The organism is Bacillus sp. SRL543 (assembly GCF_984799205.1).
Genome location: NZ_OZ481794.1, coordinates 2859237 through 2872639, shown reverse-complemented (window position 1 = coordinate 2872639; position 13403 = coordinate 2859237). Strand labels below are relative to the sequence as shown.

The window sequence follows — 13403 nt, the reverse complement described above, 5'->3', positions numbered from 1 at the left end:
GAAAAAGCCTGCACCAGCAGGCTTTTTCTATATCACACTGTTTTTCACTGAGTTGGAATCATTCAGGTCAGGATCGGCAATCCAGGATATAGGGATATTCACAGGCGAGACATCGCCGTTTTGTTCGCCGAATCCCTGGTTTCTTTTATACGAGATGAACTGGTCGATAAATTGGTTCGGCCCCATATTCACAATAGAAGCATGGTCAAGCACATTGACCTTTAAGGCGAGAAGATTTACCACCATGGGGGCAAATATCATAAACATCACTCCCTACAGATTTGGTATTCTCGCAGAGTCAAAGGTAGAATTAGAGTCAAGCTGATCTCGGTCATCAACCATTCCCTTCGTGCCGATAAATCCGCTTGAATCCCCGAAGTTCTGTCCGTAGCCCTGATTTTTTTTATCCGAATTATGCCACTCGGCAAGAAGGTTCTGGCCGATATTGACAGCGGAAGCATTCTCGAAAGAATTGATCTTGATTGCGCAGATGTTGATATTGATAAATGGCGCAGGAGCCGGCAATTATATCTCCCCCTTTGTTTGCTTCTAAGTATATTCAGCTCTGCATAATTTATGATAAACCGGCATTGAGAGAAAAAGGGGGAAAAGCATGTTCTATCCTGCGCGTGTAACAATCGGCAAGACATCATTAAGAAGTTCTGATCATGGAAATGGCATAATTTTTGGCCAGAATATCATGGTTAATAAAGCGGTGAATGGAAAGAAAAACCAGGGGTTTGGCCAGCAGTCTGCTGACGGGGTTTTTATGGCCATGCCGGCAGGTGTAGTGTGGGATGGTGACCAGGAAGATAACACGAGCGTGAAAAACAACGTCTAGCTAAACCACAAAGGTCAACTGAATTTCAGAATAACCATCCAAACCGCCGCATACCTTTAATGTAAATACCTCCGAAAGCAAAAGCCCTGCTGCTAAAAGCACGGGGCTTTTGCTTTATGGTTCAAAACCAAGGAATTATTTGCTATAATGATGTTGAACGAAAATGATTATCATTATTGATGAGGTGCTTACTGTAATGAATATTGAACAATTGGTTACCACTAGAAGAACGATTAAAAAGTTTAAAGCAGATCCAGTGGATGAGGCGCTGTTCATGAAGTGGCTTCAAGCGGCCAGCCTTGCTCCCAACCATAAAATGACTGAGCCGTGGGATCTCATTTTTGCCGGCCCGGAAACACGCGGAAAGCTGAAGCATAAAACAGATTTCGGCGGGGCGCCGGAAGTAATGGCCGTCACGGTCAAGCATGGAAGAACAGAACTGGAGACAGTTGAGAATACAGCTGCCGTGGCATGCTTTATCCAGAACTTCATGCTGCAGGCATGGGATGAGGGAGTAGGGACCTTCTGGTGTTCTCTTGGTGCTTCAAAGGCTGCCAGGGAAGTGCTTGGTGTGGAAGAAGGAAACGAAGTGGCCGGCATCATCGCTTTTGGCTACCCGGAAGAAATCCCGGCTATCAAAGAGCGCATCAGCATAGAAGACAAGATTAAAAAGCTTCCATAATAATGGATAGAAGGACAGGGCGTTTGCCTGTCCTTTTTTATTTTACAAAATACCCGTCAAACTCCCTGAGAGAAAGCATAATCGCTCTATTGCCCCCATTTTTCGGCTATAATGAATCTAGCAGAAAATACAGGGGGCATTAAAAATAATGATACTAGTTGAATATAACCGGGGAAGGGAAGGATGATGGAGGACTTCTGGTCGCCCGTCCGGCTGTCGATTTCAGTAGCAGCCATTTCATTGGCCATAGTTTTTGCTGCAGGCATTCTTTTGGCAAGAGTGCTCGCATCAAAAAGATTTAAAGGAAAGCCGCTTATTGAAACCATCCTCCTCCTGCCACTCGTACTGCCGCCGTCGGTGGTCGGATTCCTGCTTATCATTATGTTTGGAAAGCAGTCGTTCTTCGGGAAAGCGATAGAAATCTTTTTTGGGCAGCCGGTCATATTTACATGGCTGGCTGCCGTGATCGCCTCCAGTGTTGTGGCTTTTCCGCTGATGTACCAGTCGGCAAAGACAGGGTTTGAAACAATAGAGAAGGAGATAGAAGATGCTTCAAGAGTCGATGGAGCTTCTGAGATGAAGGTTTTCCTTTTCATAGCACTGCCGCTGTCAGTCAAAGCGCTTGCCGCCGGGGCCATACTCAGCTTTGCTAGAGGCCTCGGGGAGTTTGGGGCTACACTCATGTTTGCCGGCAATATTCCTGGCAAAACGCAAACCATTCCGACGGCCATTTATTTTGCCATCGACTCAGGCAATATGGAGATGGCCTGGCTTTGGACGGCAGTCATGATCGGCATTTCCTTTATCATGCTTGCAGCAGTCAATGCTTTTAGCAAATAATCTTAAAAATTTCGGTTTACGAAACTTTTTTTGTGAGAAAACAGGGTTTTTGCTGTCCTGCCAAGAATATATTAATAAATCCAACAATCAGAGGAGGAAAGAGCATGACAGCAGAACAGTTTTTACAAAAGCAAAACGAAGCTTTGCAAAAGCTCCAGAAAAACCGTGCTGAAGCTTCGTGGAAGGCTTCCACAACAGGAGAAGATGAATGGAACAGGAAGACAGCCGAAGCGCAGACTGAGGTGAGCCTTTATTTATCAGACCCTGAAAGATTCAAAAAGGTAAAAGAATTGCTAGGCACTGAGGGGCTTGATCCTTTGGAACAAAGGCAGCTGCAGCTGCTGAAAAACAGCATGGTAAAAAATCAGCTGGACGCTGATGTTCTTAAGGAGCTGTCTGAAAAAAGTTCTGAATTAATAGGCGTTTTCAATACATACAGAGCAGAGCTGAATGGAAGGGAAGTATCGGAAAATGATATCAGAAAAATCCTTACGGACAGCAAAGACAGCGAACTTCGCGAGCAGGCCTGGCATGCAAGCAAAACAATAGGCAGCAAAGTCGAAAAGAAGCTCCTTGAGCTTGTGAAATTAAGGAACGAAACAGCCGTGAAGCTTGGGTACAGAAATTTTCATGAAATGAGTTTCGAGCTGCAGGAGCTTGACCGGGATGTTATTTTTGGCATCTTCAATGAGCTGAAAGAGATTTCGGATGAACCATTCGGCCAGCTCAAGCGGGAAATGGACGTGGAAATTGCAGAACGCCTCTCGATTTCAATTGATGAAATCAGGCCTTGGCATTATGCGGATCCATTTTTTCAGGAAGCGCCGCCTTCTAAAGCACTGAATTTGGATTCCTACTATGAAGGGAAAGATCTGGAGGAGCTGACGGCTGCTACATTTGCTTCCATGGGAATGGAAATAGGGGATATGCTGGAAAACAGCGACCTCTATCCAAGGGAAAAGAAAAATCAGCATGCATTCTGTACAGACATCGACAGGGAAGGGGACGTCAGGGTCCTGTGCAACAACAGCAGCAGCGACTACTGGTCAACCACCATGCTGCATGAGTTTGGGCATGCGGTATATTTCAAATATATTGACCGTGATCTCCCTTTCCTTCTCAGGGCCCCTGCACATACATTAACCACTGAAGCGATTGCGATGCTTTACGGACGGATGGGCCGTAATGCAGAGTGGCTGGGCAGATTCCTTGCTATAGATGGAAAGCAATTGGAAGAGCTTGCTGGCGAACTGAAATCCTCGCTCAGGAGACAGATGCTCATTTCGGCCCGCTGGTTCATCACTTTTTCGCTGTTTGAAAAAGAACTGTATGAAAACCCTGATCAGGACCTTAACCGCCTGTGGTGGAAAATCGTACAGGAAGTCCAATTCGTAAACCCACCGGAAAATCAGGATCTACCGCATTGGGCAGCTAAAATCCACTTTACTCTTGTGCCTGTATACTATCAAAATTACCTTCTGGGGGAACTTACAACTTCACAGCTGGAACAGCATATGAAGAAAAACCTGGAAAATGGCATAATTTCTAAAGAAGCAGGAAGCTATCTGCTTGAGGAATTCTTCAAGCCTGGTGCATCCTTCCACTGGAATGAAAAGATTGAAAAAGCAACCGGTGAAAAGCTCAACCCGCAGCATTTCATCGACCAGTTCGTCGGGAATCTGCAGCAGGCATAACAGGGAAAAGGCCGCTTTCTACATAGGAAGCGGCCTTTATAATAGAAAGGCAGGAAACTTTTCCATGAAAGTAAACGTCTATATAATACATGCATTTTGCAGGGGCAATAAGGGAGGAAACCCAGCAGGAGTGGTTCTTGACGCAGATGCCCTGAGCACCAGGCAAATGCAGAAAGCTGCCTCAATGGCGGGATTCCCGGAAACGGCGTTTGTCAGCCGTTCATCAGCAGGTAATGTATCCATAAGGTACTTTACGCCCGAGAAAGAAGTCGACCTTTGCGGACATGCTACTGTCGCTTCATTCCATCTGCTTGTGAAAGAAGGCAGGATAGCGCCTGGAAATCACATATTTGAATGCAATGCAGGCCTTCTTAAAGCAAGGACGAGAGATACAGGAGAAATTTTCCTTGAACAGCCTCTTCCGAAAATAGGGGAAACGCTTCCTGCAGAAGAGGCTGCAGCTTCCTTGGGAATCAGCTTGGATGATCTTGCTGAAGGTCTGCCGGTCCAAATTGTTTCAGCCGGGCTGCCGGATATCATGGTTCCCATCAGTTCCAGGGAGGTGCTGGATTCGATTCAGCCGGATTTCAGGCAAGTTGCCGAAATCAGCAGGAAGTACCAGGCAATAGGGTATCATCTGTTTGCTGTCAGCGGAGAAGAAGGGGCAGCGGCAGTATGCCGGAATCTTGCGCCTGCCGCCGGCATACCCGAGGAGAGCGCGACAGGTACGGCCAGCGGGGCTTTATGCGGCTATCTTTATTATCATAAAAGAATCCTTGCAGGCGAACATTTTTTTCACCAGGGAGATTCAATGGGTCTGCCTTCTATTATAAAAGCAAATCTATCAGCTGCAGATTCCGGAAAAATAGATAGGCTGGAAATTGGAGGGGCGGCGGAACTGAAAGAAATGATGGTTATCGATATATAGGTGCCATAATACAGAACATAAACATTTCGACAGCATCCAGTTAAGCCAGCATAAATAGATAACAATAGACGCCCATTCTGCTGCAGGTGCTTGATTGAGTGTCATAGTTTGTAAAGATAGCTCGCTATTTGTTCATATCTTTTATTCGGAAAATGGTTTAAGATAGAAATAAGTTAATAGACGGACTTTTTAGAAAAAACAGTAATGGTGTTGTCAGTCAAACTTCAGACTCAGAATGATAGATGGAGGGATATGAGTGAGTGCAAGCATCGCAGTAAAACTGATGGAAGACTATTCGAACTATGAAGACGAAACACTGGTTGTCCTTTTTCAGCATGGGGACGGGATGGCATCTGAGTACCTTATGAAAAAATACAGGCACTTTGTCAGGGCGAAAGCGAGCAAATTTTTTCTGATTGGCGGAGACAAGGATGATCTTTATCAGGAAGGGATGATCGGTCTATATAAAGCGATCCGCGATTTCAAAGAGGACAAGCTTGCTTCTTTCAAGGTATTCGCTGAGCTTTGCATCACAAGGCAGATCATCACCGCTGTGAAAACGGCGACGCGCCAGAAGCAGATGCCGCTGAACTCTTACATATCACTGGACAAGCCGATTTACGAAGACGAATCAAAGCATACACTTATGGATATCCTTCCGGGCACCATGGTCACAGATCCGGCCATTCTGATCGTAAACCAGGAGAACACGGCAGACATTGAAGAGAAAATCGCCGAGAAGCTGAGCGACCTGGAACGAAAAGTTCTTGATCTGTACGTTGCCGGCCACTCTTATATTGAAATTTCCGAGGAACTGGATACACATGTTAAATCCATCGACAACGCCCTTCAGCGCGTCAAACGAAAGCTTGACCGCTATCTTGAAAGACGTGAGCTGGTCATATGAGGAACGAGGAGCTCCCTTCGGGCAGGGGGGCTTTTTTCTTTGGTATCTGGTGAGGCAGATTCGGAGTCTGCAAGATTCCTGAAAAAAAGTAAGGATCATAAAAAAATGAAAAATCCCGGCAAACAGCCGGGATTTTCATCAATATTCTTCCCTTCGGACGGAAGGTTCATCTCCCGGCGTATCTCCGAGCTGGTTCCCCTCATGGGAGGGGCGAAGAAGTTCATCTTCTTCAATGGTGTTATCAACAAAAAGGACATACTGGCCGTCAAATACCTTTTGCGCAAATTCTTCTGCATCTTCGTCAGCTGCACCATAGCTGGCATATTCATCATTCGAATGGATCCCTGAGCTGGTTCCGGGATCTGCTCCTAAAAATAATGCTTTAGCAGAATCAAGAAAGCGCTGGTTTCCGAGCTCCTGTGAGCCGATGATTTTAGCGATGGCCCCGTATGTCTCTGCAAGTGCCTCGATATTGGATCCGTCCTTCGAAACGATCACCAGCTTTCTGCTGTTATAGCCATTGTCTTTTGCTGAAGCAAGTGCTTCCGTCAGCTCCTCGATGGTGTCATAGCCGCCAATTAGTTGATTATTCATATTTATTCTCCTCCAGTAGATTAATAGAATTACTCTACCATTCCCTTGTTTTCAGGGAAGGAAACGTTGGGCGGCTTTTCTGGCAATCCAGTATTTTTTGGGAAATGCCTGGTGCACCAGCTTAATCGGAAACCATTCTCTTAATGCTGCCCAAACTTATAGCCTCTGGAGGATGTCCCCTGCTTTATAATGCGATATAATAAAGACATCGTAAATAGGAGGAATCGACACATGCAGCCATTTGACAAAATTTCTTCGTATTTTAAAGAGCATGCACAATCACTTGCAGATGAATTGGTGGAAAGCATCATTCTGGAATTTGACTTTGAGGTGCCGAAGGAAGAAATACAGAATGCCAAAAAGACTTATGAATCTTTTATGAAGTTTATTGGGGAGTCCATTGTGTCCGAAACTGAGAAGATGCCTGACGGATTGCTGGATTGGAGCAAGGAAAATGGAGAGAGGCAGGCAAAAAACGGCGGCCGTATCTCTGACATCGTGATGCGCTATCCAGATTCCAGGCAAGTGTTTATCGACAAAGTGTCACGGATAGGGAAAGAATTTGATCTGGGCATGGATGAGGTTGTTCAGCTGATAAAAAAGGTCAATTTGATTCTGGATATAAGCATCAATGAAACGGTATTTGCTTTTGAACGATTTTCAGAATTCCTTCTGGAAAAAGCGCAGGATGAAGTCAATGAACTGACTGCACCTGTAGTTCCAATACAAGATGGCATCGCCGTCCTTCCGCTGATCGGCTCAATCGATTTCGACAGGGCCAAGCTTATTATGGAAAAAGTGGTACCGGAAATTAAGAATCTCCAGATTGACTGCCTGATCATGGACTTTTCCGGTATAGTCAATATAGATGCGCAAATCGCAAAGTATGTTTTTGATATCCGTAATGTGCTCCGTCTTGTGGGGGTTAATACAATAGCTTCCGGGGTCCGGCCGGATCTTGCACAGCAAGCTGTTGCAGAAGGAATCGATTTGACATCCGTTCCTACATTTGCAAATGTGAAACAGGCCATCGAAAGCCTTGTGGAAGAATGATCAAAGAAAAGGGTGAGCCGTCTTGGTTCACCCTTTTTATGTACAGCAATTATCAGGTTGTGCATCAGGGTTTTCTGTCAGAGGGACTTTAGACAGCTCAGTCAGTATGGTAGCCGCACCAATGATTTGATTAGTGCGGTCAAAAAGTGGATGTGCAAAAATCATATATATATAAAGATGCTGATCGGGAAGTGAAAAGGAGACTGTTTTCCGGATTGAAATCTGTTTTTCTATGACGGTTCTTTTCATCTGTGTATACATTTCTCCCCCTATTCCAAGACCAAGCTCATCATCCCGTTTGCCTATGAGAAATTCAGGGGGGAATGCCGGATGGTGATTGAAAATCCATGTGTATTTTAATTCCTTATCACAGTGGGTTACGATTATGGGTGCAGCCTCCAGTGCATAACGGAAGGGGCTTTCATCCTCCGCATTAAAGGCAGAAGAGTGGAAATTAAGGATCTGAGCTATATTTTGCCGTATTTCATCACTGGGATTCCTCACCCCGCTTTCAATTTGTGCATAATAAGCCCTGTCGATGAATGCCTTTTTTGCCACGGTCTCCTGGGTAAGCTTTCTAGCTTTTCTTAATTTTATAAGCCAATCGCGTTTATGTTGTTTATGCATGGCTCTAGGTTATCATGTATCACTGTGGATGGGCGTGGCTTTTGAGACACAAGGAGCTTATACCTGCATATCTGATGGGAAAAAGGGTAAAGAAGTGATTTTACTATACAGCAGGCATATTTTTTAGATGAATTAAGCAGAAGTTAGAGAAGTATGAATGAGGAAAGAAAGAGAGGGTATATATTTCTTATACATAATGAAAGTGATGTGATACTTTGCCAAGTTCAAAATGGTTTAAAATTGGCTACGGAATTATTATTGTGATGGTCATCATCTTCCTCGCAACAAAAATTGATTTTATTTTTACACCGATTGAAATTTTCTTTGAAACTTTATTTATGCCATTCCTTATTTCCGGGGTCCTTTATTATCTGCTGCGCCCGATTGTTTATTTCCTGAACAGGAAAAAAGTCCCTAAGGTTGTGTCCATACTCTTAATCTATCTTATTGTCATCGGCGGGGCCGCCGCCCTGGTCTACTTTGTGGGACCTGAGCTGCAGCGCCAGTTCAAAGATCTGATGGACAATTACCCGCAGTATATAGAAGGGCTTAGAAACAAAGCGGACGAGCTGCAAAACAGCGCTTGGTTCTCCCGTTTCCAGGAAAACGATTATATTACCTTCGACTACATTGCAGAACAGGTGAGCTCGTATTTCAAATCGAATTTCTCAGACCTGAGCTCCCGCCTGACGGGCGTATTCAGTATCGTCACGAGTGTAGTGACAGTGGTTGTGACTGTGCCTTTCATTGTATTTTATCTGCTGAAGGACAGTGAAGGGGCGTCAAAAGGCATGGTAAGATATTTGCCGTATTTTCAGGCTGCCGAGACAAGGAAAATCCTTAAGGATATGGACGAAGCACTCAGCTCCTATATCCAGGGGCAGGCAATCGTCAGCTTCATCGTCGGTGTTATGATGTATATCGGCTATCTGATCATAGGAATCAATTATTCTCTGATTCTGGCGATAGTGGCCATGTTAACAAACGTCATTCCTTTCTTGGGACCATTCCTTGCTCTTGTCCCGGCTGTCATCGTCGGCTTTACTATGTCGCCTTTTATGGCGCTGAAAGTCATTCTCGTTGTGATAGTGGTCCAGCAAATAGACGGAAATGTATCTTCCCCGCTCATCATGGGGAGAAAGCTGGATGTCCATCCGCTAACCATCATCCTGATCCTTTTGGTGGCGGGCAATCTTGCGGGACTGATCGGGATGATCGTCGCTGTTCCTGCCTATGCAATCATCAAGGTCATCATCAGCCATGCCTACAGGCTTTATACACTGAAGAAAGCTGACCGTGACCAGATTATCCAGGTTGAAGATTGATGGTTTCAATCATGCAGAATATCGGGAAAAGAATATTACAATCCATACAACAGGAGGATGCTGCATGAACCGCTATAAAATTGTATACAAAAACCGCGAGGACCAATTCATCAGTACCGAATTTTTTGCAGATTGCATTACAGACCTGATCCCGCAGCTTACCAATCTTGAGCGGAAATTCAAAATCGTAGAAGTGAAGAATATGATGTACGCACAAAGAAAATGAAAAAGCAGCGCTGAATGCCGGCGCTGCTTTTTCATGCATATCAGCAGGAAGGGAGCGCCTTGAAGTGTGCATCCGGAGGCTCCATTTAGACGTCTATGGGGAGAAATTCTAAGAAGGGCATGGAAAAAGAGGGGAAGAACCTGCTTCCCCTCTAAAACCTTTCATTTTTGGCACCATGGCTGAAAACAGGGAAAGAAAAATAAAAGGTGGTGCCCGCCCCGACTTTGCTTTCGACTTTGATTGTGCCCTTCATAGCTTTTACGATGCTGAAAACAACCATCATCCCCAGGCCGGTCCCTTTTGAGCCTTTGGTAGAATAATAAGGCTCGCCCAGCTTCTGAAGCTGTTCAGGGGTCATTCCGATGCCTGTGTCTTTTACAGATATGGATATATGGCTTTTCGTATAATTGGTCTCAACCATGAGATCGCCGCCTTTTGGCATTGCTTCAATGGCGTTTTTCAGGACATTGAGAAGTGACTGATGAAATTTCTGCCGGTCACCTTCTATGGAACCAAGGATGGCAAAATTGGCTGAGATCCTGACAGAATTCTGATTCGCGAGAGGTGTCAGAATGTTGATAACCTGTGTGATTTCTTTTTTTACGTTGATTTCCTCTATATAGTCGAGGGAAGGCTTGGTGAAAGTCAAATAGTCCTTTATGACCCTTTCTGCGGATTCAAGCTCGCCTTTAACGATATGAAGATACTCCCTTCTTTTTTCAAGAGGCTGAGGGTGCTCGATCAATAGCTGTACAAAGCCGGCAGCAGCTGTCAAAGGGTTGCGGATTTCATGTGAAATCGCGGCCCCCATCTGCTCCACTGCCTCCAGCTTTTCAGTTTTTATCAGTTTCTTCTTGAGCTCAAGATCCTTCCTGACATATTCAATGATATAGGAAATCATTGCGACCCCTACAGTCGGAACCGCCAGATGAGCGGCCCAGGCATCAAGCCTGCTTTCAGGGGAAGACCATATTTCCATGGCGATGACTGCCACTACGCTTAAAATAACAGTCAAAAGGACCGAAAAGGCAATCCTTTTTTGCGGGTGCTGTATTTTGAAATTTGGATAAATGCGCCACAGTAAAAATCCGAGCGGCACATACAAAAGAACATTGAGCCAGAAACCGGTGCCGATTCCATAGAACGAGCGGAAGACAATGGCAAGCACGCTGAGCCAAGGGCCAAGGCCGGCGTACAAGCCGCCGATCAAAACCGGTATGAGCCTCAGATCAAACTGGAAGTCGGAAGAGGATTTAAAGGAAAACTGCAGGCTCAGCCAAAGCATCAGTGATAGCCAGATTAAGGACGACAAGGGGGAAAAAGAAATCTTTTGCCTTCTTTCAGACCAAACCAATGAGAAAAATAAAAGAATGATAATCAACGCTAAATTGAAAAACAAGTGCCTGGTTATTTCCATTTATTTCACCGCATTTTTGTATGTATATAAAAATTTTATAATTTTTTGTCAAAAGAAACAATACAAATAGCATAATTTGACGAATATATTAATGTTTTCCAAAAAATAGTAATATAAGCACTGGCGCTATTTTCAATGAGAAAGCTTTTATTCCATGTCAGAAAGAGGATCTTGAAGTAGTCTGGTTAGTCTTAAAAGGGTCCTGATGCTGAAAAAGAAAGAAATCTGGAAAACTACTAAAAAAATGAACCTTTTTCCAGACTCTGCCGTATTATGGTTAGACACAGAATGATAGGAGGCGCAATTTTTGAATTCTATTTTGACTCTGAACAATGTTAAAAAGTCGATCAAAGGAAAAGAAATCATCAAAGGACTCAGTTTTTCTGTAAACGAAGGAGAGGTATTTGGCTTTCTTGGACCCAATGGAGCCGGTAAAACGACGACGATCCGGATGATTGTGGGCCTAATCGGGATTACGGAAGGAGACATTGTCGTCTGCGGGAACAGCATCCGCAAGGACTTTGCCGGTGCGGTAAGCCATATCGGCGCGATTGTCGAGAACCCGGAAATGTACAAGTTTCTGACAGGCTACCAGAACCTGATGCAATTTGCACGGATGCAGAAAAATGTTTCGAAAAAGAAGATTGACGAAGTGATTGGGCTCGTCGGTCTGCAGGACCGGATCCATGATAAGGTGCGCACCTATTCACTCGGGATGAGGCAGCGCCTCGGCCTGGCACAGTGCCTGCTTCATGACCCGAAGCTCCTGATTCTCGATGAGCCGACGAACGGCCTGGATCCTGCAGGGATACGGGAAATCAGGGACCATCTTAAGATGCTGACCCGGGAAAAAGGCATGAGTGTCATCGTATCGAGCCACCTCCTCTCAGAAATGGAAATGATGTGCGACCGGATTGCCATCATTCAGGATGGACAGCTTGTAGAAGTGCAGCAGGTGAATGATTTTGTAAAGACGGGAACGGTTTACGCTTTTGAAACAGGAGATCTCAGCCAGGCATTCAGCAGTCTGGAGGATAGATTTGGCGCAGTCCGGACAGCCGATGGATTTACTGCCGCCTGTACAAAAGACGAAGTGCCCGTGATCGTACAAAGCCTTGTTCAACAGGGAGTATCAGTCTATGGAGTGAAAGCTGCTTCGCAAACACTGGAAGACAGATTCCTCGAAGTGACGGCCGGGGGTGTCAAACATGGGTAATTTAATCAAAAATGAATGGATAAAACTCTTTCGCAGAACAGGTACACTTGTCATGGTGGGGCTTGTTATCCTTTTTACAATAGGATATGCCGGTTTCGAGAAATACGATGAATCAAAAAATGGCGGACAGGAACTGCAGGCTGACTGGAAGCAATCACTGGAACAGAGCATCAAGGATGACAAAACCCAGTTGGATGAGAACTTTAATTCCAATTTGGATATGTTCTATAAAAGGCAAATCGCCATTAAAGAATACCAGATCGAGAATGATTTACCGCCTCAAACGGAATATTCAGTATGGTCATTCGTGAATGATGCCCAGGCATTGATAACCTTTGCTGGTTTGTTCACCATCATTGTGGCAGCTGGGATTGTTGCTTCTGAATTTTCATGGGGAACGATAAAACTTCTCCTGATCCGCCCAATCAGCCGATCCAAGATCCTGCTTTCCAAATACATAACCGTCTTTATGTTCGGGCTGTTCATGCTGGCTTTGATATACGGGCTGGCCACATTGCTCGGTGTGATTCTGTTCGGGCTTCCGTCTGAACAAATACCTCATCTTGCCTACTCGAATGGGGAAGTGGTCGAAAGAGGAATCGCCGGCCATCTGGCAGTTTCCTATCTGCTGGCAAGTGTTGATGTTCTGATGGTCGCTACGATGGCCTTCATGATTTCTGCCGTTTTCCGCAACAGCTCGCTTGCCATCGGCCTTTCGCTGTTTCTTCTGTTTACAGGAGGCACGGCAACAGTTATTTTGGCAGGACTGTTCGATTGGGCAAAATATATTTTGTTTGCCAACACAAATCTTACCGTGTATTTTGACGGCGTCCCGCCAGTTGAAGGGATGACACTGACTTTTTCAGTGATCGTACTAATTGTGTATTTTATCATCTTTCAAGCCCTTGCATTCTGGCTGTTCAAGAAAAGGGATGTATCAGCCTAAGGAAGAAGCCGGACATTTTTGTCCGGCTTATTTAGTTAGCAGCTGGGTTGGTTAAGTTCTTAATGTTCAAAACGGGAGGGTGGTAGTTATGGGAACTAAGGCCGTCT

At 45.0% G+C, this 13403-nt stretch carries 16 protein-coding genes; 11 read left to right on the top strand and 5 right to left on the bottom strand.

All coding sequences use genetic code 11. The features are described from left to right. Positions 1-27: 27 nt before the first annotated feature. Positions 28-261, bottom strand: coding sequence for a hypothetical protein (locus AC4E8B_RS14730; protein ID WP_022544026.1), 234 nt, complete (start codon positions 259-261; stop codon positions 28-30). A 12-nt stretch (positions 262-273) separates the two neighbouring features. Continuing rightward, positions 274-525, bottom strand: coding sequence for a hypothetical protein (locus AC4E8B_RS14725; protein WP_490214122.1), 252 nt, complete (start codon positions 523-525; stop codon positions 274-276). 88 nt (positions 526-613) lie between these two features. Here AC4E8B_RS14725 and AC4E8B_RS14720 point away from each other — a divergent pair, with 88 nt between their 5' ends. The 6 genes from AC4E8B_RS14720 (at position 614) to sigH (ending at position 5892) form a co-directional block, all read left to right on the top strand. Then, positions 614-841: a hypothetical protein gene (locus AC4E8B_RS14720; protein ID WP_490214121.1), complete on the top strand. Its 228-nt coding sequence runs from the start codon at positions 614-616 to the stop codon at positions 839-841. A 163-nt stretch (positions 842-1004) separates the two neighbouring features. Further along, positions 1005-1523: a nitroreductase family protein gene (locus AC4E8B_RS14715; protein WP_490214120.1), complete on the top strand. Its 519-nt coding sequence runs from the start codon at positions 1005-1007 to the stop codon at positions 1521-1523. A 183-nt stretch (positions 1524-1706) separates the two neighbouring features. Further along, complete coding sequence (gene modB, locus AC4E8B_RS14710) at positions 1707-2363, top strand: molybdate ABC transporter permease subunit (RefSeq protein WP_490214119.1); 657 nt, start codon at positions 1707-1709, stop codon at positions 2361-2363. Between the two features lie 104 nt (positions 2364-2467). Continuing rightward, positions 2468-4057 carry a M2 family metallopeptidase gene (locus AC4E8B_RS14705; RefSeq protein WP_490214118.1) on the top strand — a complete coding sequence of 530 codons (1590 nt, stop codon included), beginning with the start codon at positions 2468-2470 and terminating at the stop codon, positions 4055-4057. Then, positions 3972-4985, top strand: a complete 1014-nt coding sequence (locus AC4E8B_RS14700; RefSeq protein ID WP_490214117.1) for a PhzF family phenazine biosynthesis protein — start codon at positions 3972-3974, stop codon at positions 4983-4985. Before AC4E8B_RS14705 ends, AC4E8B_RS14700 begins: the two co-directional genes overlap by 86 nt. Positions 4986-5268: 283 nt before the next feature. Beyond that, on the top strand, positions 5269-5892 hold the full coding sequence (gene sigH / locus AC4E8B_RS14695; protein WP_490219697.1) for an RNA polymerase sporulation sigma factor SigH: 624 nt from the start codon (positions 5269-5271) through the stop codon (positions 5890-5892). A 138-nt stretch (positions 5893-6030) separates the two neighbouring features. Here sigH and AC4E8B_RS14690 read toward each other — a convergent pair whose 3' ends face one another. Further along, positions 6031-6486 carry a YflT domain-containing protein gene (locus AC4E8B_RS14690; RefSeq protein ID WP_490214116.1) on the bottom strand — a complete coding sequence of 152 codons (456 nt, stop codon included), beginning with the start codon at positions 6484-6486 and terminating at the stop codon, positions 6031-6033. A gap of 231 nt (positions 6487-6717) precedes the next feature. On the opposite strand from AC4E8B_RS14690, the gene AC4E8B_RS14685 reads away from it, so the two are divergent. Further along, complete coding sequence (locus tag AC4E8B_RS14685; RefSeq protein WP_490214115.1) at positions 6718-7539, top strand: STAS domain-containing protein; 822 nt, start codon at positions 6718-6720, stop codon at positions 7537-7539. 36 nt (positions 7540-7575) lie between these two features. On the opposite strand, the gene AC4E8B_RS14680 is transcribed toward AC4E8B_RS14685, so the two are convergent. Further along, a complete protein-coding gene (locus AC4E8B_RS14680) occupies positions 7576-8166 on the bottom strand; it encodes a helix-turn-helix domain-containing protein (RefSeq protein WP_490214114.1) in 591 nt (196 codons plus the stop codon). A 215-nt stretch (positions 8167-8381) separates the two neighbouring features. On the opposite strand from AC4E8B_RS14680, the gene AC4E8B_RS14675 reads away from it, so the two are divergent. Both AC4E8B_RS14675 and AC4E8B_RS14670 read left to right on the top strand, forming a co-directional pair. Continuing rightward, positions 8382-9491 (top strand): AI-2E family transporter, encoded by a 1110-nt coding sequence (locus tag AC4E8B_RS14675; protein ID WP_490214113.1) that lies wholly within the window; start codon positions 8382-8384, stop codon positions 9489-9491. 64 nt (positions 9492-9555) lie between these two features. Further along, entirely contained in the window at positions 9556-9717 is a 162-nt protein-coding gene (locus AC4E8B_RS14670) for a hypothetical protein (RefSeq protein WP_257991409.1), read from the top strand. Positions 9718-9868: 151 nt separating this feature from the next. On the opposite strand, the gene AC4E8B_RS14665 is transcribed toward AC4E8B_RS14670, so the two are convergent. Further along, positions 9869-11029 (bottom strand): ATP-binding protein, encoded by a 1161-nt coding sequence (locus AC4E8B_RS14665; protein ID WP_490214112.1) that lies wholly within the window; start codon positions 11027-11029, stop codon positions 9869-9871. A gap of 412 nt (positions 11030-11441) precedes the next feature. On the opposite strand from AC4E8B_RS14665, the gene AC4E8B_RS14660 reads away from it, so the two are divergent. Beyond that, on the top strand, positions 11442-12350 hold the full coding sequence (locus AC4E8B_RS14660; RefSeq protein WP_490214111.1) for an ABC transporter ATP-binding protein: 909 nt from the start codon (positions 11442-11444) through the stop codon (positions 12348-12350). Continuing rightward, on the top strand, positions 12343-13296 hold the full coding sequence (locus AC4E8B_RS14655; RefSeq protein WP_490214110.1) for an ABC transporter permease: 954 nt from the start codon (positions 12343-12345) through the stop codon (positions 13294-13296). The genes AC4E8B_RS14660 and AC4E8B_RS14655 overlap by 8 nt, the downstream gene beginning before the upstream one ends. Positions 13297-13403: the final 107 nt, after the last annotated feature.

What these genes read in the sequence shown, in the direction of transcription:
- AC4E8B_RS14730 (WP_022544026.1), bottom strand. Translation starts at nt 261, where the DNA reads ATGATATTTGCCCCCATGGTGGTAAATCTTCTCGCCTTAAAGGTCAAT.
- AC4E8B_RS14720 (WP_490214121.1), top strand. Translation starts at nt 614, where the DNA reads ATGTTCTATCCTGCGCGTGTAACAATCGGCAAGACATCATTAAGAAGT.
- AC4E8B_RS14715 (WP_490214120.1), top strand. Translation starts at nt 1,005, where the DNA reads ATGATTATCATTATTGATGAGGTGCTTACTGTAATGAATATTGAACAA.
- modB (WP_490214119.1), top strand. Translation starts at nt 1,707, where the DNA reads ATGATGGAGGACTTCTGGTCGCCCGTCCGGCTGTCGATTTCAGTAGCA.
- AC4E8B_RS14705 (WP_490214118.1), top strand. Translation starts at nt 2,468, where the DNA reads ATGACAGCAGAACAGTTTTTACAAAAGCAAAACGAAGCTTTGCAAAAG.
- AC4E8B_RS14700 (WP_490214117.1), top strand. Translation starts at nt 3,972, where the DNA reads ATGAAAAGATTGAAAAAGCAACCGGTGAAAAGCTCAACCCGCAGCATT.
- sigH (WP_490219697.1), top strand. Translation starts at nt 5,269, where the DNA reads ATGGAAGACTATTCGAACTATGAAGACGAAACACTGGTTGTCCTTTTT.
- AC4E8B_RS14690 (WP_490214116.1), bottom strand. Translation starts at nt 6,486, where the DNA reads ATGAATAATCAACTAATTGGCGGCTATGACACCATCGAGGAGCTGACG.
- AC4E8B_RS14685 (WP_490214115.1), top strand. Translation starts at nt 6,718, where the DNA reads ATGCAGCCATTTGACAAAATTTCTTCGTATTTTAAAGAGCATGCACAA.
- AC4E8B_RS14680 (WP_490214114.1), bottom strand. Translation starts at nt 8,166, where the DNA reads ATGCATAAACAACATAAACGCGATTGGCTTATAAAATTAAGAAAAGCT.
- AC4E8B_RS14670 (WP_257991409.1), top strand. Translation starts at nt 9,556, where the DNA reads ATGAACCGCTATAAAATTGTATACAAAAACCGCGAGGACCAATTCATC.
- AC4E8B_RS14655 (WP_490214110.1), top strand. Translation starts at nt 12,343, where the DNA reads ATGGGTAATTTAATCAAAAATGAATGGATAAAACTCTTTCGCAGAACA.